Origin of the sequence: Acinetobacter sp. Swhac1, assembly GCF_013390985.1 — a bacterium.
GTDB lineage: Bacteria > Pseudomonadota > Gammaproteobacteria > Pseudomonadales > Moraxellaceae > Acinetobacter > Acinetobacter towneri.
This window is the reverse complement of the sequence record NZ_JACASN010000006.1, coordinates 32,235-53,052: the sequence shown is the minus strand read 5'-3', so window position 1 is coordinate 53,052 and position 20,818 is coordinate 32,235. Positions and strand designations below refer to the sequence as shown.

Genomic DNA, 20,818 nt, shown 5'->3' with positions numbered 1-20,818 from the left:
ATACTTTTTCTGTAAAAATGGGCTTGGGTAGGTTGTCAGTTCGGTCAATCGCAGTTAATCTAATTTCAATCTTTTTAAGTATAAATGAAGTACATACAAGGAAGGTTTTTGCGTGGGTCAGCTAACTGATGCATCGGTTGTATTGCGTTTAGGCTACCAAGCGATTCGTCGTGCGGGGTTGCCAACCGAAGATATTTTAACAAAAGCAGGTGTGGCCTTAAATCAGGTCGAAGCCAATGAGCGTACGCCTTTAAATGCACAATATGCGTTTTGGGTTGCGGCTGAGGAAGTCAGTAAAGACCCTGATATTGGTTTACATCTGGGGGAGCATTTGCCACTTTATCGCGGGCAAGTGATTGAACATTTGTTTATTTCTTCAGAAAACTTTGGTGAAGGCCTAAAACGTGCTTTGGCTTATCAACGCCTGATTAGTGATGCTTTTGATGCCAAATTGGTGGTGGAAGATGGACGCTGCTATTTAACCAATGGCGTGCAGCCGTGGTCAGAAAATATCGTCAATCGTCATTTTTCTGAATGTGCCATGTCGGGTGTTTTACGCTTCTTTAAATTCATTACCGAAGGTCGTTTTCAGCCTATTTATATCGACTTTAACTTCAGTGATGGCGCTGCAGATGATGAATATTTTCGGGTCTTTGAATGTCCTGTGAGTTTGGGGCAGAAAGAAACGCGTTTGTATTTTGATCCGAGTATTTTGGATTATCCACTATGGCAGGCAGAACCTGAGTTATTGCAATTACACGAACAGTTGGCATTGGAAAAGCTGCAGGAGCTGGCGCGTTATGACTTGGTTGGTGAAGTACGCCGTGCCATTGGTTCAACTTTAGAAAGCGGTGAAACGACATTGGAAACAGTAGCGGCGCAATTGAATATCACGCCACGCCGTTTGCGTACCCAATTGAGCGAAGCCAATACCAGTTTTCAGCAAATTCTGTCCGATTATCGATGTCGTTTGGCTAAACGATTATTATCGAATACCAATGAAAGCGTGGAGCGGATTGTGTACTTAACGGGTTTTTCAGAGCCAAGTACGTTCTATCGTGCCTTTAAACGCTGGACCAATGAAACCCCAGTGGAATATAGAAAGCGCAAGCAGCGTTAAGTTTGAAAATTTAAAACCTTTCCTAAACAGAATCCCCCTAAATCCCCCTTTTTCAAAGGGGGACTTTCGTTTTAAAGCCTCGAAATGGAGCTCCTCTCTTTGGAAAAGGGAGGTCGGAAGGGATTAAATTATTCCGGCATATTTAACCAATGTGGCCCTAAGGGAACTTTCGGTAAATCAAACTGTTCAGGATAGTGTGCCTGAATAAAATACAAGCCATCGGGTGGGGCGGTAATTCCTGCTGCTTTACGGTCTTGAGCTGCAAAAATTTGGTCAATATGCGCAATGTCATATAAACCTTGTCCAATCTCCAATAGACAACCCATGATATTGCGAACCATGTGATGTAAAAAACCATCGGCTTGAATATCTAACACTAAATAATTGCCGTGACGAATTAAGCGGCAATGGCTGACATGACGGACAGGCTGATTGGACTGACACGCTGCGGCACGAAAGCTTTCAAAATTATGTGTCCCTTCAAATTTCTGTGCAGCCGCAATCATTTTATCGACATCTAAGGGATAATAAGCGTGAGTGACTTGTTTGTGCAGCAAGGCAGGGCGTTGTGGATTGTTATACACGACATAGCGATAACGCCGTGCCTGAGCCTTAAAACGAGCATGGAAGTCCATATCCATCGTTTTAATCCATTGAATTGCAATGTCTTTGGGTAGTTGGCTGTTGGCACCCATCAACCAACCGCGTTCAGGGCGAATGGCATGCGTATCAAAATGTGCCACCATATTGGTTGCATGCACGCCTGCATCGGTACGTCCTGCACCATGTAAAATAATGGGTTCATCGGCAATTTTGCTCAGAACTTTTTCAATGGTTTCCTGCACACTAGGTACGCCTGCTTGCTGGGTTTGCCAACCCCGATACCGAATGCCACAAAACTCAATTCCGATTGCAAAACGCTGCATAATCACCTCAAATCACACTGAAGACTGCCAATGCGCATACCACTGTGCAAGGCTGTCGTATTGTAAATACATTTTTAAGGCTTTGGCATAAAGATCTGCGTGACTTTGGCAATCACTGATTAAAATTTTGCTGTCCTGTAACCACTGGCTGATCGCATAGCGTTGTTGCATGCCACCAAAAGTGACTTGTGTGGTGAGAATGACGGCACATTGTTGAGCTTGCAAGGCCTGAATTAACTCAATCACTTCGGCATTGATTGCCATATTGCCTGTGCCATAACTCTGTAAAATCAGGCAGTGTGGGGGATGTTGCTGTAAGGCTTTTAAATTATCGACCAAAGCGGAAATGGCAATTGGCTGTAACATCCAGTTCAGGCAGTTAAAGTGCTGGGCTTTTTCAATATGTTGAGAGCTAATGTTGAATGCTGGCTCATTCTGCGATTTGCTCTCCGTGCAAACCAAAGCTGACTGACCTATAAATGCATTTAACTCGGTGGTGTGTTGTTTCAGTGCCGTTGCGGCATGAATCAGTTGATGATGGAAGGCGAGATATACGCCCTGAGTCACTTGATGAATCTGTTGTAAAGCAAAATTCAGGTTGTCCAAGGCATCACTAAATTCACGGGTATCTGTGCCTTGTGCATTGAGTAAGGGATATTGGCTACCCGTGAGAATGACATGGGTACTTTGCGCTAAAAAACGTGCCAAGACTGCGCTGGCATAGCTGAGGGTGTCGGTGCCATGTAAAATAACGAAATGTTGAAAATCATCGTGTTGTAATTTTTGAATATATTGAATGAGCTGTAACCAGTCTGCGGCTGTGCAGGCACTACTGTCTTTAATGACAGGGGCAACAAAGCATTCAATCTCTAAATTTAGGGGTAAGACCTGTGCCAAGCGTGGCAGAAATTGCTCCGCAGGCATTGGGCTTAGTGGTTCACCGACACAGCCAAAAGTGCCGCCCATATAGATTAACGCAATTTTTTTCATCATAAAAAAAGCAGCCAAGAATGACTGCTTTATCTTAATCTGATTTGAATTAAGAAGCGATTTGATTCAGTAACTGATCGGCACGTTGGCGTTGTTCAGCAGAATAATTTGCGCCTTGTTCGCTAAGTAAAGCTTTCGTAGCATCATAAGCGCCCAACTCTACATATTGGCTCGCTAAGTCTAAGTTCAACTGAATTTCATCCACTTGAGATAAGTCTGGGAATGATTTCACCAATGGATCATTCAGATCAACATCTGTGCTGACAACGGTTGCAGCAGGTTCAAGTGCAATACTTGGTGCAGCAATGATTTCTGGTTCAGTTGTAGGTTGAAGATTGGTTTCCGCAGCAGGCGTATTGTCAAATGTGAAATTAAAATCAGGTGTTGCAGGTTCAGTTTTTGCTTCAACAGTCGCAGGGGTTTCTGTTGTTGAAAAGTCAAAGTCTAAACTTGGGGCTTCAGTTGTAGCAGGTGCATTTGCTGGTGTTTCAGATGCTACTATTTCAGTTTTATTCGGTTCTAAATCAAAAGAAAACTCAAGCGGTTGGGCTGCTTCTGTAGCACTTGTACTTGGCTCAGGAGTAATTGCGGGTGTTTCAGTTTTCTCTGTTGCTGGTGCAGTATCTACAGAAAAATTAAAGTCTAAAGCAGCAGGTTCTGCTTTTACTTCAGGCTCAGCTGCTTTTTCTACAGGTGCAGCAGCAGGGCTGAAATTTAACGATGAGGTATCAAATTCTAAAGCTGCTTCAGGTGCTGCTGTTTTATTTGAAGTTAGTTCGTGCTGTAACTGGTCAAAAGAAGAGCTATCAGAAGAGATATCATCTTTTGATTGTATGAGGGCATCAAAATCAGCAGTTGATTTTTGTTCAACAGGAGCCGATTCTAAATCCGCTGGAGTCGTTGGATGAAAATCAATCCCATCAATTGCTTTGTTGTTTTGCTCATCAAATACTTGTTTTTGAGCTTCTGCTTGAACCAAAATATCATCAAGGCCCAAAGCGCGTATATGATTGAGTAATTGATCAATCGCAAACTCATCTTTTTGCTGTAAATGAATGTCGAGCAAGAATAAATACAGACCGTGTAAAGAATTATCACGTTTTAAGGCCTGGTTGATCTGTGCTTCCGCAGCAAAGAAATTGCGTTCCTTAATCAGATTTTCAATATTTGTCTGAATTTTAACAGGTACAGGGGTAGAGTGTTGTGGAGTTGGAACAACCTCTTCAACCACCACCGATTTCTGGGCAACTTTTTTGGTAGTTGTGGTTTTCTTGCCACTGGTTTTGGCTGGCGCTGCTGTTTTCTTGTTGCTTGGTTCGGCTTCTTTACTTGCTTCACGCTTTTTCAAGAAAATTGCGATCACCAGTAATAAAATAAACGGAATCACATAAATCAGCATGTTTATACCCCTTGAGGATGTGGTCCCTGTTTGACCTTATCCCAAAAAAATCATTGTGTGTAACATTTAGTGTTTTGGCTTATTTGCGGCTTGTTGTTTTTGCAATTGTTGTTGCAGTTCGGCAAGGCGCGCGTTGAGTAATTGAATTCTGTGATCCTTCTGACGTAATGCCAATTCTAATTCTGTTACGTTTCTCTGTAATTTAACGGTTTTCTCGCGGGATGTCATAACTTTTAATGACAAGTCACCCGAAGTTTGTGTGGATTGTGTGTTCTTCTTGGCAGAACCGTGGGTCGAGTCTTGTTGATTCTCTGCCACAAGGCTCATTTCTGCTTGATTTAAACGATATTTGGCTTTGCCTGATTGTGGTGCACTGGCCGTTTCTGGTTTTGGAATTGCGGCTTTTTTCTCTGGTTTAGAGTTAGCTTGTGCATGTAAGTTTAAGGTCGCACCACGACGCAAACGATTGGCATCGCCTTGAATAAAAGCATGCTCATTATTGGCTTTAATTTGCTGCATCACTTCAGCAACAGGGCGGTTATTTTCACCCGCAATGCGTGAGGCAATTGCCCATAATGATTCATTCGATTGCACCACGTGTTGGGTATTGACTGCAGGCATGGCTGTGGCAGGGCTTGGTTTAGCCTGTGCAGCCGCTGTTTGTGCAGGCTTTTTCACGGCAGCAGCAGGCTGAGTTTGTCCCAGTTGCTTCGTGCGTTGCTGTTCAGCAAATTTTTGTACCAATGGATCAGCCGATTGTTGTGCGGTGACTGAAGTGGTGGCTGTAGATGCTGTCGGTGTTGGGTTGTTATTTGTTTTTGCTGGCGCTGCTTTTGGAGCAGCAACAGTCGTATTTTCACTCGCTGCGCTACGGCTTGGCGCAGTTTGAATCACTGTTACTGCTTGATGGTTTAACGCAGGCGGTGTATTGCGTTTAATGGTTAGCGGTGCTTCAAAAGCCTGTTGTTCAATTGCTTTGGGTGTTTCAACCTGATAGGCCGTACTTACAGGTAAATTTAAAGCAATATCTTGCTCATTGACAATCATAACAGGCATTAAAGCTTGTTCATTGCTACGTTGCATAGCGGCCAATGGCGCAGGTGCACTGCGTTTTAATGGTGTACGAATATGTTGCAGGCGAGTTGCATTACCTTCTTTAATTTTGACCACAATATTCAACTCAGACTCGGTTAGAGGTCGAGATGAGGTAATGGTGATGACCCCTGTACCGTTGCTGTTACGACGTGTAAAAAAGTTAAGATGACCAGGCGGACGGTGGCTCGCACCAATCGACATCAGATCTTCGGCCGTAGCTAAACTAACATCAATCGCTTCATTCACATTCGATTGACGAAAGTTGATTTCGGCATAGAGCAATTCCCCAGTTGTTGACTGAATTTGAATCGGGTCAACATTCATTGCATACATTTGCTGTGAAGCCAAAATAGATAAAATGGCGATCTTTAATTTGTTATATACAGTCATCTTAATTGTTAGCTCGGTCATTTATCGCAAGGCGAAAAGGATAGAGTAGCGAGTTGTAGGTCGATTGTAAAATATTAACACGTTGATTACATAAAAAAGCCAGTCAAATTTGACTGGCTTGTTGAGATTGATCACAGAATCAAAAATGATTCAGTGCTCAAGACGAGGCTTAAGCATTTTTGTAATCAATTAAGATGCGTAACATGCGACGTAATGGCTCTGCTGCACCCCAAAGTAATTGGTCACCTACAGTGAATGCACCAAGGTACTCTTTACCCATGTTCATTTTGCGTAAACGACCAACAGGTACTGTTAAAGTCCCTGTAACTGCAACTGGGGTAAGATCGGTCATTGATGCTTCGCGTGTATTTGGTACCACTTTTGCCCATTGGCTTGATTGACGAATCATATCTTCAATTTCGTTCAATGGAACGTCTTTTTTCAGCTTCAACGTGATTGCCTGAGAGTGACAACGCATTGCACCAATACGTACACAGTGACCATCAATAGGAACGATCTGCTGATTGCCTAAAATTTTGTTGGTTTCAACCTGACCTTTCCATTCTTCTTTTGACTGACCGCTTTCAAGCTGTTTGTCGATATATGGAATGAGAGAACCCGCTAAAGGCACACCAAAGTTTGCCGATGGGAAACCTTCGCCGCGTTGTAATTCGGCAATTTTAGAGTCGATGTCTAAAATTGGTGAACGTGGGTCATCCAACAAGTCTTTGGTGTTGTTATACAAGTAGCCCATGCCTGTGATCAGCTCACGCATGTTTTGCGCACCTGCACCAGAAGCTGCTTGATAGGTCATTGAAGTTGCCCATTCCACCAAATTGTTTTGGAATAATGAACCCAAGCCCATCAACATGAGTGAAACAGTACAGTTACCGCCCACAAATGTTTTGGTGCCATTCACCAAGCCATCTTTAATGACATTCATGTTGACTGGATCAAGTACGATAATCGCTTCATCATCCATACGTAGGGTAGATGCAGCATCAATCCAGTAACCATTCCATCCTTCAGCTTTAAGCTTCGGGAAAACGGCAGAAGTGTAATCACCACCTTGACAGGTAATAATGACATCCATTTGCTTCAGACTTTCAATATCTGTTGCATCCATAAGTGCTGGGGCAGTCTTACCACCAAACGCTGGTGCTTCACCGCCAGCATTACTGGTAGAGAAATAGAATGGCTCAAAATGAGCAAAATCATTTTCTTCAACCATACGTTGCATAAGGACGGAACCCACCATCCCGCGCCAACCGACCAGACCTACTTTCATGTCACTTTGCCTCGGTGCGTTAAAAAACAATAAAGGAATATAAGTCTATCAAAAGGGGGCGCAACTGCAAGCATTACATGAACAAAACATGAGTATTATTGAGTGAAATCTCTTGTTTGTGTTACATACAAAATTGATAACTTTGGTTTTCATGTAAAAACGACAAAAAATACAAAAGAGTAAAGCAAGATGATTTGGGTAGAAGGGCTTGCAATATTAGTCATTTGGTTAAGTTTTTGGTCACTGATTCCACGTGATGAATGGTGGATTCGGGGCGCAGATTTTCCACGTTTACAGATCTTGGTTTTAGGCATCATTGCCTTTGTTTTGCTCCTAATTTGGGAGCAGACGTGGGATGTGTCTAGCCAAGTGATTTTAATTGGACTGATTGCGGCTTTGGCTTATCAGCTCAAAATGGTCTTGCCCTACACCTTGCTGTGGAAAAAACAGGTCAAACAAGTTCGTCCAGAACAGCTAAATCCTGAAAAACAAATTTCATTAATCGTGTCCAATGTTCTGACACCAAATCAGAAATATCATCTGTTGATTGAACATATTCAAGCCTTAAAACCAGACTTGGTATTGACTCTAGAAACTGATTTGGCTTGGCAGAAAGCCTTGTCTGTGATTGAAGCCGATTATCCTTATCGGGTCGCTGCACCTTTAGATAATTTATATGGCATGCATTTGTATAGCCGTTTGCCATTAAAAGACAGTGAGATCAAATTTATTCTCAGCGATGAAATTCCATCCATTCATACCAGTGTGATTTTGCCTTCGGGGCAGCCTGTACAGTTGTATTGTTTGCATCCTAAACCACCAAGTCCTACCGAAGCCAAAGATTCAGTTTTAAGAGATGCCGAATTGTTGATTGTAGGCGATCAAATCAAAGATTTAGATGAAAGCTGTATCGTAATGGGTGATTTAAACGATGTGGCGTGGTCGCGGACTACGCGCTTGTTTCAAAGAATCAGTGGCTTGCTCGACCCGCGCGTAGGGCGGCACTATATCAATACCTTTCATGCCGATTATCCTTTACTGCGTTGGTCATTAGACCATGTATTTCATAGTACAGATTTTGCATTGGTAGATATGCAGCGTTTAGCACATATTGGTTCAGATCATTTTCCTGTGTATGTGGTATTGCAAACTGGGCGGGTGTTTGATCGAATTCAGGAAGAACTGCCGCAAACCGATGCCGATGAGCAGGAAGCACAACAGGCGATTCAGGATGGGATTGAAAAAGCAGAGCAAGAAGAAAAACTGGTGACCGATGAAATTGCACAACCGTATAAAGCACAGGATAAATCGGTTTAGAAATTAAACGAAAAGTGTACGAAATGGCTTACACGGATTTAGGCACATGACGCATGGTTTATTCTGACTGGTCTGGTTAAGATTAATTCATCAGCACAAGGACTCGGGAACGGAATATCCCATTAAGGAAGACGACGCTGAGGGATAAACATCAAGGATATGATGTAGGTAAGGAACACCATACAATAAAATAACAATAAGTTTTGAAAGCACAACCTCATGAGCCCGAGTTTTACAGGATGTAGAACTCGGGCGATGATTTTTTAGGGCTTATTTTTTCATTCTCATTGTTTTTAAACAAATTAAATTTCAATCAGCTCGATTCAGTTTTAAGGCTTTAGGTGTGTTTTGACTGCAAAACTTGCTGATATAAATCTAAGGTTTGATGACACATATCTGCCAAGCTGAACAATTCAACAGGGGTGACACTTTGCGGTATTTCCAGATGCAATTGCACTGCATTGAATAAAGCCACTTGGTCATCTGCTGCGATGAGCCCTTGCGGATACAGTTGTGACAAAATTTCAGCCACACCACCACGGTTCCAGCCAATCACAGGTGTTCCTACAGATAAAGCCTCAAGTGCAGTGCGTCCAAAGGTTTCCGCCTGATTGGAAAGTGAAAGTACAATATCGCTAAACGCAAGCCACTCGCGAATGTCAGAACGGTGTCCAACAAAGGTTATCGCTTCGGTCAGATGTTTATCTCGAATATTGCGTTCCAGTTCCTGTAAATAAGCTGCTTTTTTAACATCTGCACCGCCTACAACAACAGCATGAATCTGTGGATACTGGGTTTTTAATTTCGCAATTAGATCAATCAATGTTTCATGACCTTTTAAGCGGGTGATACGTCCCGGCAAACAAATTAAAAACTTATGTTCAAGTTCTGGGAAATCTTGATAGGTTTGTTGCATCCATTGTGCCGAAGGTTGATACCCGTGCGGAAATGCAGCAGGGTCAATTCCACGATAAATACGGACAATATCTTCAGGTGGACAGTTTTGATAATGATCACGAATGTATTTGACTACACTGTCAGAAACTGCGATCACTTTTTCCGCTTGGGTCATAATTTGGCTGTAACGGTTAACTGAATAAAAACCATGTACAGTTGAAATTAAGTGTGGACGTTTTTCGGCTGGAATACCTTTTAGGGAAAAATGAGTTAGCCATGCAGGTACGCGGGAACGTACATGCACAATATCAGGTTGATGTTGCATAATCAGTTGGCGTAAAGGACGGATTTGCCACAAGCTTGATAATGATTTTTTGTGGATGGCTAACTTTAAATGAGTGGAACCTTCAGCTTCGAGTTGGTTAACCATCCGTCCGCCATTCGACACCACCAATGACGTATGTCCTTGAGCGACCAAGGCTCGGGCGATTTCGAGCGTACCGCGTTCTACCCCGCCACTGTTTAATTCGGGTAATAACTGCATGACCTTCATGAATCTTTCCTTCTGCCGTACAGATTAGTAAATACTGTCATAACCTTCGGGGCGGCTCTTAAACCGACGATGAAACCACATATATTGGGTAGGAGCGATCCGTAATTGCTGCTCAATAATGAAATTGGTGCGCGTTGCATCTGCAACTTCATCTGCGCTTGGGAAATCCAGCAGTTCAGGTTCAATCAAGACTTTATATTGCGGGTTGGAAAGCTTGCCTGTACGGTAAAAATATAACGGAATTGCTGCGGCTTTGGTCATTTTAAGTAAACGACGATGCGCTGTAACTGTCGCAGCAGGCACGCCAAAAAATGGCGCCATAACACCTTGTTTTAAACCAAAGTCCTGATCTGGGCTATACCAAATGGCACGACCATTTTTTAAGTGGCGGATTAAACCACGCATGTCATCGTGGTCAATTTGATGACCGTAAATGGTGGCGCGACAACGGTAAATCAGCATGTCCAGTAAGGGATTGTTTTGTGGACGATAGACCACATCGGGGTCAAAATATTGTGCACAGACATAGCCGCCTGCATCTAGCAGAGTAGAATGTGTGCCTAACAATAAAACTCCACGTCCAGCTGCTTGGGCTTGCTGAATATGTTCTAAACCTTCAACCTGAGTACGTCCTTTAAACCACTGTGGACAGTACCACGCATTTAAGGTTTCAAATACGCCGAGCATCTGATCGACAAAGACTTGTCGAGCATTCTCTTGAATTTCAGCCTCACTCCACTCTGGAAAACATACTTCCAAATTGCGTAATGTTGTTACACGACGAGATTTCATGCTGTTAAAGGCAAGATTGCCTAAAAGCTGCGCCAAACGATACTGAATCGCCCACGGCAAAATGGCTAAAATCATCAGGCAGACAATGCCAATCCAGATGCCCCAATATTTTGGCAACAGGAAAGACCATTGAAATTCGCCTGGTTGATATTCAGTGTGTTGACTCATAATGACCGTGTAAAGTGTTGTATCGTTGCAGTTTAGCACGAACCGATTTTAAAATTTAAAAGCATCCGTCCAATGGGAAAGATGCTTAAAACGGTTTTGCGAAGTCTTTCAGGACAAGCGTAGACGAAGTGTCAATAGACCCTAGTTACCATTCGCCAAGTTTTCCAGTTCGTCCCAACGCTCCAGTTTTTCCAGCAGTTCTTCATCAATTTCAGCCAAACGCTGTGAGGCTTTGGTGGCTGCATTGGCATCTGTTACAAACCAAGAACCATCCGCCAGTTTTTCAGCCAATTCGGTTTGTTCCTGTTCCAGTGCTTCAATTTCACCTGGCAACTGCTCTAAAGCACGTTGATCTTTGTAGCTCAATTTTACTTTTTTAGCCGTTGGTGCTGCTGCAGCCGCTTCGGCTTTGGCAACGGCTTTTTTAACATCACTTTTTTGATCAACCACAGTTTGGTCTGGGCGTTGCTGCAAATAGTCCTGATAGCCGCCAATATATTCATCAATATTGCCTTTGCCATCAAATACCCAAGTTGAAGTCACCACGTTGTCCATAAAGGCACGGTCGTGTGAAATCAGCAATAAGGTGCCTTTATAGTCGCTGAGCATTTCCTCAAGCAATTCTAAAGTGACCATATCCAAGTCGTTGGTCGGCTCATCCATCACTATCAGGTTAGATGGTTTGAGTAATAATTTTGCCAGTAAAATACGGTTGCGTTCACCGCCAGACAAGGCTTTAACAGGCGTGCGCGCACGTTCTGGTGAGAATAAAAAGTCTTGTAAATAACTATAGATATGACGACGTTGTCCGTTCACATCAACAAAATCTGAACCTTCAGACACGTTATCTTTGACCGACTTTTCCAAATCCAAGACATTGCGTAATTGGTCGAAATAGGCAATTTCCAGTTGTGTGCCTGTTTTGACAGAGCCACCATGCTCAATTTCACCTAAAATGGCTTTAATCAGGGTGGTTTTACCGACACCGTTATCACCAACTAAACCAATACGGTCGCCACGTAATACCAATGTTGAAAAGTCTTTGATAATTGGAGCTTGATTGCCAAAGGCCACTTGTAAATGTTCAATATCAAAGACCAGTTTACCTGAGCGATTGGCTTCCTGCGCTGCCATATTGACTTTGCCTTGTTGGAAGCGACGTGCTTTGGATTCTTCACGTAAGGCTTTTAAAGCACGCACACGTCCTTCGTTGCGGGTACGACGTGCTTTAATGCCTTGACGAATCCATGCTTCTTCTTCGGCCAGTTTTTTATCAAACAGCGCATTTTGTTTTTCTTCAGCTTCAAGTTGCTGCGCTTTTAAATCTAAATAACGCGAATAGTTGCCTTCGTAGCTGCGTAATACACCACGATCTAACTCGACAATGCGGGTGGCGATACTATCGACAAAAGCACGGTCATGCGAAATAAACAGTAGAGTTAAATTATTTTGATCGAGTAAAAATTTTTCTAGCCATTCAATACTTTCCACATCTAAGTGGTTGGTCGGCTCATCTAGCAACAATACGTCAGGTTGGGTGAGTAGGGCACGTGCCAACAACACACGACGTTTACGTCCACCCGATAAATCGGCCAAGTCGGCATTTGGATCAAGTCCCATTTTACTTAAAATGGCATTGACCTTATTTTCTAGCGCCCAGCCATCAAGCTGATCTAGCTTGTGTTGCAAGTTCCCCATACGGTCACAGGCATCCATATCGCCCAATACACAGGCATCATTGGCTTCGTGATAGGCTTTTAATACTGCAGCAGCTTCGCCTGCACCATCAGCAACAATATCGGCGACTTTGCCTGAATCCATGGGCACATCTTGCGCCAACATGGCAATGGTGATGCCATTTTGAATAGACACTTCACCTGCATCGGGCAGTAAACTTCCTTCAATCAGTTTAAGTAGAGTAGACTTACCTTCTCCATTACGGCCAATCAAACACACTCGTTCGCCACGTTCTAGGTTAAAATTCGCGCCGTCGAGCAAGGCAGGTCCACCAAATGCGAGTTGGACATCCCTTAAAGTAATATAGGCCATAGTGTTTCCTAAAAAATCTCAAATGAGGATTTGAAATGACTAAACAAAGTATAGATGATCAGGCGTCATTTTCCGCACCCATTGAAGATTTGCAAGTGCGAATTGCATTTTTGGACGATTTAGTTGAGCAATTGAATGAACAAGTGGTTCATCAAAGTCTGGAAATTGCTGATTTAAAGAAACAAATGCAGTTGTTATATCAGCGGGTAGAGTCGGCAGATTTGTCGGATGGGATTGCACCATTTGACCCGATGACCAATCGCCCACCACACTATTAATCAATCGTACTTAATCAACGGTATTAGTTTCCGTGCTGATTTTAATTTGACCTTTGCTGTACTTCCCGCTGTAATGCTCGGCTGCTGTGCCTGAATCTTTTAAACCCTATTGTGTCCGCTAAAGTTTATGTCCTCTAAAGTTGTATTACTTGACCTTGAAAACAACCTGCCTACCGCGACTTTGTTGCGAGAAATTATTGAGCATCATCCGAGTGTGTATCTGTTTAATTGTGCAGGAAAATTTGAATATAACTTGCAGGATCTAACCGAGTTCGCAGGCTGGATCAGTACGGGTCAGCTTATGATTTTAGACAGCCCGCGCGCAGAGTTCAAAGAGTTTGAATATGCGGTGGTGGTGGGGCAGCTGATGGCACTGCTAGAGCCAGAAACACAAGTTGAAGTGATTTCTGCGGCAGACAGTATTCAGATTTTAATGGAAATGTTGCAAGCATCTGAAATTGCCTGTCACTTGATTCATATTCAGCCTGATACGCAATCTGGAAAAAGCAAAAATCGTTTACCAAGCCCAACGGCAATCCGCAGCAAACCTGAATTGCTGTTGGTAAAAAAGTATTGTGATGCACTAGCAAAAATGTCAGGCAAGCCAACCAACGTAGAGGCTTTAAAAAACTCGATTGCCAATATTTTGCAACTTGAGGCAGACAAAGTGCAGCATGTGGTTGGCATGTTGATGAACCTAAAAATTGTAAAGCGAGTGGATGAGCAAATTAGCTTTCGTAAAAAAGTACTGAAGCAGTGGGTACAACTTGACCTAGATGTCGTGGAAGAATCTACGCAAGAGGCGACAGTCATTCCTACAATCGCGGCAAAAACTGAAACCGCAGAGGTACATCCTCAGCACAGTTTGTTTAAAAACTTTAGCCAAATTGACCCTGTGCAATGGGAAGTTGCCAAAAAATTACGTGAGCTAAAAGGTGAAAAGCCGAAAGATATTTATGAATTGCGTGATTTGCTGGAACAGTTATTTCCAAAATCTGATATTCGTTTATTGCTCAAAGAACTGATAGAAAAAGGCTATATTTATTGGAATGGACATGAAGTTCTATATAGTCATGAAATGTTTTTAAGCTAAGTTTTAGAATTTTTCGATTAATGGCATGAGTCGATTTAAAACCCATCTGCAAGATAGTTTTTTATTGATGCGACTGATTTAATTCATCATTTATCAACCATTTAAAGTTTTGAAAATGATGCCTTTTCACGTAAGACAATTTTAAGCTGTTTGTAGGCAGATAGACTAAAACAGTTGAAATAAATAAATCACAGCTTATTTTAATCTTGCGTTTTATATTGTGCTTATGCAACTCTAATATAAGAATAGAAAGGTTGTACTATGGAAAATACTGGAATTTGGGTTGCCGTTGCCATCATCATATTTGTGATGGGCTCTATTTTTGGTTTGCGCGTTAGCCCAAGAGAAAAAGCTTTGGGATTGATGCGTGAAAAAGCCCGAAAAATGGGACTACATCCACGTTTGGTGGTTGCACCTGATTGGACAAAAATTCCGAAAGCTACGGAATCACGTGCCAGTATGGTGGCGTATTACAGCGTACTCATTGCCGATGCACGTTTACCATTAATGCGTGCTTTGGTGAAAGATCAAAAGCTAGAGCTGCTACATGGTGATGATAAATTCCAAGACTTACCCATTGCATTAAAGGGTATTTATGCTATTGATATGCAGGCAAACTGTGTAGGAATCTATTGGGATGAAGAAGCCGATCTTCGCGCGACTCAATTAGATGAGATGAAAGCCTTTTTACATAGCTTGGCTGAACGTTAATTTTAAAACATTAAATAGGAAATACGGTTACTTATGGCGAACGCTCCTCGGTCCACATCCAAAAGCACTGCAGCCAAATCTGAAGCTGGTCACAAACGTGCCTTAGTGATTGTGGAGTCGCCTGCAAAAGCGAAAACAATCAATAAATATCTTGGTTCGGACTACATTGTGAAGTCTTCGGTTGGTCATGTTCGTGATTTACCAACCAGTGGTAGCGCAAAAACCACAGAAAAGAAAACCACCACCCGAACCAAACTGACCGAGGCTCAGAAAGCTGAAAAAGCTCAACAAGCATTAGTCAACCGTATGGGGGTTGATCCTGAACATGACTGGAAAGCACATTATGAAGTGCTGCCAGGCAAGGAAAATGTTGTCGCGGAATTAAAAAAACTGGCATCGCAGGTCGATGAAGTCTATCTCGCAACGGACTTGGACCGTGAAGGGGAAGCGATTGCGTGGCACTTAAAAGAAGTCATTGGTGGAGATGACTCACGTTATCAACGTGTCGTGTTTAACGAAATTACCAAAAATGCGATTCAAGAAGCCTTTAAGCATCCTGCGCGTTTAGATACCAACAAAGTCAATGCCCAACAGGCACGTCGTTTCTTAGATCGCGTGGTGGGTTTTATGATTTCGCCACTGCTCTGGGAAAAAATTGCCCGTGGTTTATCGGCAGGACGAGTGCAGTCAGTTGCGGTGAAGCTGGTTGTGGAGCGCGAGCGTGAAATTCGCGCCTTTGTACCCGAAGAATATTGGCAAGTCTTTGCAGATACTAAATCTGAAAAAGATGACATTCGTCTAGAAGCGGTTAAGCAAGCGGGTAAAACCCTCAAGTTACGCAACAAAGCTGAAACCGATGCTTTACTGAACTTGATTAAAGATGCGCAATACACCGTATCTACACGTGAAGATAAGCCGACCAAAGTCAACCCAAGTGCGCCGTATATCACGTCAACGCTGCAACAGGCTGCGAGTACCCGTCTTGGTTTTTCAGTCAAGAAAACCATGATGCTGGCACAGCGTTTGTATGAAGCAGGTTTTATCACCTATATGCGTACAGACTCGACCTTCCTGAGTGATGACGCGGTCAATATGGTGCGTACGCATATTGAAGCGGAGTTTGGTCAAAAATATCTGCCTGCTAAACCAAATCGTTATGGCAATAAAGCAGGCGCACAAGAAGCGCACGAAGCGATTCGTCCATCTAATGTTGCGCTTAAAGGCGACAGTTTGGTGGGTGTAGAGCGCGATGCACAGCGTTTATATGATCTGATTTGGCGTCAGTTCGTCGCTTGCCAAATGACACCAGCCGAATATTTATCATCGACCATTTTGGTTGATGCTAATGGTGTCGAGTTAAAAGCCAAAGGTCGTACGCTAGTTTTTGATGGCTTTACCAAAGTGCGTGGGCAAAACAAATCGGATGATGATGTGTTACTGCCTGCAGTTAAAGTCGGTGAAATTCTTAAATTAGAGAAGCTTGATCCATCACAACACTTTACCAAACCGCCTGCGCGTTTTACCGAAGCCTCTTTGGTGAAAGAGCTTGAGAAAAAAGGTATTGGACGTCCATCGACCTATGCTGCGATTATTTCAACTATTCAAGACCGTGGTTATGTCAAACTGGAAAACCGTCGTCTGTTTGCCGAAAAAATGGGTGAGATTGTTACAGATCGTCTGGATGAAAGTTTTAATAACCTGATGAACTACGATTTTACAGCAGACTTGGAAGGTCAGCTGGATAAAGTTGCAGATGGAGAACGTAACTGGAAAGACTTACTCAACAGTTTTTATGGTGACTTCAAGCAGCGTTTGACCAATGCACAGGGCGAACAAGGCATGCGCCGTAATCTACCTGTAGAGGTTGATGCAGTACATTGTAAAGAATGTTCACGTCCAATGCAGATTCGTACAGGTACAACAGGGGTTTTCTTGGGATGTTCAGGCTATAACTTGCCACCAAAAGAACGTTGCAAGGGAACTTTGAACCTGACTCCTGTCGAGTCGCTTGCCGCATTGTCGGATGATGATACCGCTGAAACTGCAGATTTGATGTCTAAAAAACGCTGTCCAATTTGCGAAACTGCCATGGACAGCTATGTAATTGATGGTGGTCGTAAACTGCACATTTGTGGGAATAACCCAGACTGTGCAGGTTTTGAGCTAGAAGAAGGCGAGTTCAAAATTAAAGGCTATGATGGCCCAACCATTCCGTGCGACAAGTGTGATGGCGAAATGCAGTTGAAAACAGGTCGCTTTGGCCCTTATTTTGCCTGCACCAGTTGTGAAAACACACGTAAAGTACTCAAGAATGGTCAGCCTGCGCCACCGCGTGTTGATCCAATTAAAATGGAACATTTACGCTCAACCAAACACGATGATTTCTTTGTGTTGCGTGATGGTGCAGCAGGCTTGTTTTTGGCAGCCAGTAAGTTCCCGAAAGTACGTGAAACCCGTGCGCCGAAAGTCGCGGAATTGCGTACTGTTGCAGAACAGCTTGATCCAAAATATCAATTTATTTTGCAAGCACCTGATGCAGACCCAGAGGGTAATCCAACATTAGTGAAATTCAGCCGTAAGAATCAAGCGCAATATATTGGTTCGGAAACGCCTGAAGGCAAACAAACCAAATGGTCATTGGTTTACCAAGATGGTAAATGGGTTGAGGCTTAATTATCCAAATTACAAAATGCTGGCTTCGGTCAGCATTTTTTTAGATCATATAATTTGAAATGTGAAAAATAAAAAACAGAGAGGTTTTGTGAATCTTAATCCGATGTGGGGGTCGAGTTTAAAGATAATAAGATTAAACTCGGTAAAGTGATTGCCTAAAGATATTTAAAGTATGTGGAAAAAAATCCGAATTTTATGCTTATTGCTGGTTTTGCTGGTCGTCGCAGTCAATGCTTGGCGTGATCAGAACCAAGACTGGAATAAGCCCATCATCGTATTGTTACATCCAATCAATGCCGATGGACGATCAAATACCCAAAACTATATCAATACGTTAAATATCAATAATTTAAATTCTGCTCAAGACTATCTAAAACAAGCTTCTTTGCAGTATCGTGGGCAACCCATTGCGCTTTATTTCAAACAGGGGCGAGAATTAAAGGAGTTGCCACCAAAAGTGCCTGAGCAAGCATCGCTACTGAGCACCGTACTTTGGAGTTTAAAGTTCCGTTTTTACGCTTGGCAGCAACGACAAAGCAGTGATGGTGCTGCAACAGTGACACTGTACCTGAATTATTATGATCCGAGTCAAACTCAAATTTTGAAGCATTCCACCGCTTTGCAAAAAGGCAAAATTGGCTCGGTGAATTTATTTGCTTCTGCTGCGCACAGTCAGCGTAATACGTTGGTGATGGTGCATGAATTACTGCATACCTTTGGTGCCACAGATAAATATGATTTAAGCACAGGTCAGCCGATTTATCCGATTGGTTATGCAGACCCAAATCAGCAACCATTGTATCCACAACGACAGGCTGAACTGATGGCGGGTTATGTGCCACTTTCGCAAAGCAAAAGTAAAATGCCTGAATCGTTACAACAGACACGTATTAACGAAATCACTGCCATAGAATTGGGCTGGAAATAATGTGGATAAGCATGTACTTATCCACATCTCTACAATAGAGCTTGTGTAAAAGTATGTGTTTAGGCATGAACCGAGCCATTTATATTCATGGGTTTATTCCTAAACCGATCTGTTAAACTATTCATCCACCCAGTACGATGAGTCACTATGAGTTTAGCCAGCCTAATTGATGAATTGAATCCCCAGCAAAAACAAGCAGCCACGACAGCATATCAACATAGTCTGGTCTTGGCTGGCGCAGGCTGTGGCAAAACCAAAACCATTGTGGCACGTGCAGCGTACTTGATTGATCAAGGTATTCCAGCCAATCAAATTCAAATTTTGACCTTTACCCGCCGTGCGGCGAGTGAAATTGTCGCACGGGTGGAGTTGGCACTGGGCGAGCAAGCCAAAGGCTTACGTGCTTCGACCTTTCATACTTTTTGTATGTACTTGTTACGACGTATTCCTAAAGCTTTTGGCTTGGAACAATTTTCTATTATTGATCGTGATGATCAGTTGATGATGTTTCGCCTCATTCGCGGAAAAGATGATAAGAAAAATCCAAGTCAGTTGCCTAAGCCTCAAGAATTATGTGATTTGTATTCTTTTGCGCGGAATACCCGTCAAAAACTGAGTGTGGCTTTAGAAAAGCAACAGCCTGAATATTTGGCATTAAAAGATCAAATTGCTGAAATTATGCAGGAATACGAAAGCCGTAAACGTGCACGTGGCTTTCTCGATTATGACGATATTTTGGCTGTGGTGGCATCGGCATTGGCGCAGTCGGAAGGTCTGGTCGATTATGTCGCGTCAATTTGTCAGCATCTTCTGGTCGATGAAATGCAGGACACCAATCCTTTGCAATGGGCTTTGCTTGAGCCTTTAAAAGATCGGGTCAGTTTGTTTTGTGTGGGCGATGATGCACAATCGATTTATGGTTTCCGTGGTGCAGATTTTGAAAATATTCATCATTTCACAGAGCGCGTACCCAATGCTCAAATTTTCAAATTAGAGCAAAATTACCGTTCTACGCAGGAAATTTTAGACCTGTCCAATTGGTTGTTAGATCAAAGTGAGATTCGCTATAACAAACGGTTGCAGGCGCATCGTGGTGATGGCATCAAACCCAAAATGCATATTTTCCCGAATGAATTTGATGAAGCCAAATGGATTGCGATTGATATTAAAGAGCGACATTTCTTGCAAGGCGCGCCGTGGTCAGATCACATGGTCTTGGTGCGTTCAAGTTTTGCAGCGCGACATATTGAAGCTGCCTGTATTGCGGCAAGTGTGCCGTATCGTTTTATTGGCGGCATGAAGCTCTTGGAAACTGCGCATGTAAAAGACTTGCTTAGTTTATTGCGCGTTATTGCCAATCCTTTAGATGATATTGCGTGGATGCGTTTTCTCACTTTATGGAATGGCGTGGGTGATGTCGGTGCGAGTAAGTTGGCACAACAACTATTGCTTGAACCGAGCATGGATAAAATTATTGAAAAGTTGGAAAAGTTTGGAAAATTGCCTGAAAAAACTTTACTGATTATGAAGCAGATGGACGTTTTACGGCATGAAGTCGCTGCTTGTGTCGGTTTGGGGATAGAAGCCATTCAGGAACAATTGGCAGAAAATTATAAAAAAGACTGGAATCGTCGTCAGGGAGATTTTCAGTTGGTACAACAATTGGCAGCCAAGCATGCGCAGTTAAGTGAATTTTTAGAAGAGTACGTACTCGATCCTGTATCTATTTCAGAAATTGAACGTCAGTCAGATACCGATGTGGTCACTTTGATTACGATTCACTCTGCCAAGGGCACAGAACAAAAAGTTTGTTATGTGGCCAATGTGACACCGGGGCAGTACCCACACTCGCGGGCGCAGGGCAGTTTTGATGATATTGAAGAAGAACGTCGCGTGTTGTATGTGGCCTTGACCCGCGCCCAAAATGAACTGATTTTAACCAAACAAAATCTGAATTTGTGGGCGCGTGACATGGTAGATGAACAGGGGCGCAAGCTAGACAGTTATTTTTTGAATGATTTGACACGTCAGTTGTGTAGCATGGAAACTCATCACCGTACCCGTCAGCAAACTGTGAAAAGTGCCTTGGTGGAACGCCAAGCGATTAATTTAGATTTTGGTATAGATCTCGATTAAACTATGCCACAAGGT

Annotated in this window: 16 protein-coding genes; 8 read left to right on the top strand and 8 right to left on the bottom strand. The window is 42.9% G+C overall.

Annotation, left to right across the window (positions count from 1 at the left end; translation table 11 throughout):
• Positions 1-112: 112 nt before the first annotated feature.
• The gene (locus HX743_RS04510) at positions 113-1,120 is read left to right on the top strand and encodes an AraC family transcriptional regulator (protein ID WP_004976104.1); all 1,008 of its coding nucleotides are present in this window, start codon (positions 113-115) and stop codon (positions 1,118-1,120) included.
• A gap of 128 nt (positions 1,121-1,248) precedes the next feature.
• On the opposite strand, the gene truA is transcribed toward HX743_RS04510, so the two are convergent.
• From truA to asd, 5 genes are all read right to left on the bottom strand, one after another.
• Complete coding sequence (truA, locus tag HX743_RS04505) at positions 1,249-2,046, bottom strand: tRNA pseudouridine(38-40) synthase TruA (protein ID WP_004976106.1); 798 nt, start codon at positions 2,044-2,046, stop codon at positions 1,249-1,251.
• 12 nt (positions 2,047-2,058) lie between these two features.
• Positions 2,059-3,039, bottom strand: coding sequence for an asparaginase (locus HX743_RS04500; RefSeq protein ID WP_178318610.1), 981 nt, complete (start codon positions 3,037-3,039; stop codon positions 2,059-2,061).
• Between the two features lie 46 nt (positions 3,040-3,085).
• Positions 3,086-4,435 (bottom strand): fimbrial protein FimV, encoded by a 1,350-nt coding sequence (locus HX743_RS04495; RefSeq protein WP_178318609.1) that lies wholly within the window; start codon positions 4,433-4,435, stop codon positions 3,086-3,088.
• A gap of 66 nt (positions 4,436-4,501) precedes the next feature.
• Positions 4,502-5,920: a FimV family protein gene (locus HX743_RS04490; RefSeq protein ID WP_250316199.1), complete on the bottom strand. Its 1,419-nt coding sequence runs from the start codon at positions 5,918-5,920 to the stop codon at positions 4,502-4,504.
• A gap of 169 nt (positions 5,921-6,089) precedes the next feature.
• Positions 6,090-7,208, bottom strand: coding sequence for an aspartate-semialdehyde dehydrogenase (gene asd, locus HX743_RS04485; protein WP_004976115.1), 1,119 nt, complete (start codon positions 7,206-7,208; stop codon positions 6,090-6,092).
• A gap of 189 nt (positions 7,209-7,397) precedes the next feature.
• Between asd and HX743_RS04480 the strand changes: the two genes are divergently transcribed.
• Positions 7,398-8,525 carry an endonuclease/exonuclease/phosphatase family protein gene (locus tag HX743_RS04480; protein ID WP_178318607.1) on the top strand — a complete coding sequence of 376 codons (1,128 nt, stop codon included), beginning with the start codon at positions 7,398-7,400 and terminating at the stop codon, positions 8,523-8,525.
• 337 nt (positions 8,526-8,862) lie between these two features.
• Here the strand turns inward: HX743_RS04480 and HX743_RS04475 are convergent, their stop codons facing one another.
• The 3 genes from HX743_RS04475 to HX743_RS04465 all read right to left on the bottom strand — a co-directional run bounded on the left by HX743_RS04475 (position 8,863) and on the right by HX743_RS04465 (position 12,984).
• Positions 8,863-9,975 carry a glycosyltransferase family 4 protein gene (locus HX743_RS04475; RefSeq protein WP_004976117.1) on the bottom strand — a complete coding sequence of 371 codons (1,113 nt, stop codon included), beginning with the start codon at positions 9,973-9,975 and terminating at the stop codon, positions 8,863-8,865.
• 24 nt (positions 9,976-9,999) lie between these two features.
• The gene (locus tag HX743_RS04470; RefSeq protein WP_178318606.1) at positions 10,000-10,935 is read right to left on the bottom strand and encodes a lauroyl acyltransferase; all 936 of its coding nucleotides are present in this window, start codon (positions 10,933-10,935) and stop codon (positions 10,000-10,002) included.
• A gap of 141 nt (positions 10,936-11,076) precedes the next feature.
• Entirely contained in the window at positions 11,077-12,984 is a 1,908-nt protein-coding gene (locus HX743_RS04465; RefSeq protein WP_178318605.1) for an ATP-binding cassette domain-containing protein, read from the bottom strand.
• A 35-nt stretch (positions 12,985-13,019) separates the two neighbouring features.
• Here HX743_RS04465 and HX743_RS04460 point away from each other — a divergent pair, with 35 nt between their 5' ends.
• The 6 genes from HX743_RS04460 to HX743_RS04435 all read left to right on the top strand — a co-directional run bounded on the left by HX743_RS04460 (position 13,020) and on the right by HX743_RS04435 (position 20,803).
• Positions 13,020-13,262 (top strand): SlyX family protein, encoded by a 243-nt coding sequence (locus HX743_RS04460; protein WP_004976120.1) that lies wholly within the window; start codon positions 13,020-13,022, stop codon positions 13,260-13,262.
• A gap of 127 nt (positions 13,263-13,389) precedes the next feature.
• Complete coding sequence (locus HX743_RS04455) at positions 13,390-14,355, top strand: hypothetical protein (RefSeq protein ID WP_178318604.1); 966 nt, start codon at positions 13,390-13,392, stop codon at positions 14,353-14,355.
• 261 nt (positions 14,356-14,616) lie between these two features.
• Positions 14,617-15,066 (top strand): ammonium transporter, encoded by a 450-nt coding sequence (locus HX743_RS04450; RefSeq protein ID WP_178318603.1) that lies wholly within the window; start codon positions 14,617-14,619, stop codon positions 15,064-15,066.
• A gap of 33 nt (positions 15,067-15,099) precedes the next feature.
• A complete protein-coding gene (gene topA, locus HX743_RS04445) occupies positions 15,100-17,739 on the top strand; it encodes a type I DNA topoisomerase (protein WP_178318602.1) in 2,640 nt (879 codons plus the stop codon).
• Between the two features lie 172 nt (positions 17,740-17,911).
• Positions 17,912-18,667, top strand: coding sequence for a hypothetical protein (locus tag HX743_RS04440; RefSeq protein ID WP_178318601.1), 756 nt, complete (start codon positions 17,912-17,914; stop codon positions 18,665-18,667).
• Positions 18,668-18,814: 147 nt separating this feature from the next.
• Positions 18,815-20,803, top strand: a complete 1,989-nt coding sequence (locus tag HX743_RS04435) for an ATP-dependent helicase (protein ID WP_178318600.1) — start codon at positions 18,815-18,817, stop codon at positions 20,801-20,803.
• Positions 20,804-20,818: the final 15 nt, after the last annotated feature.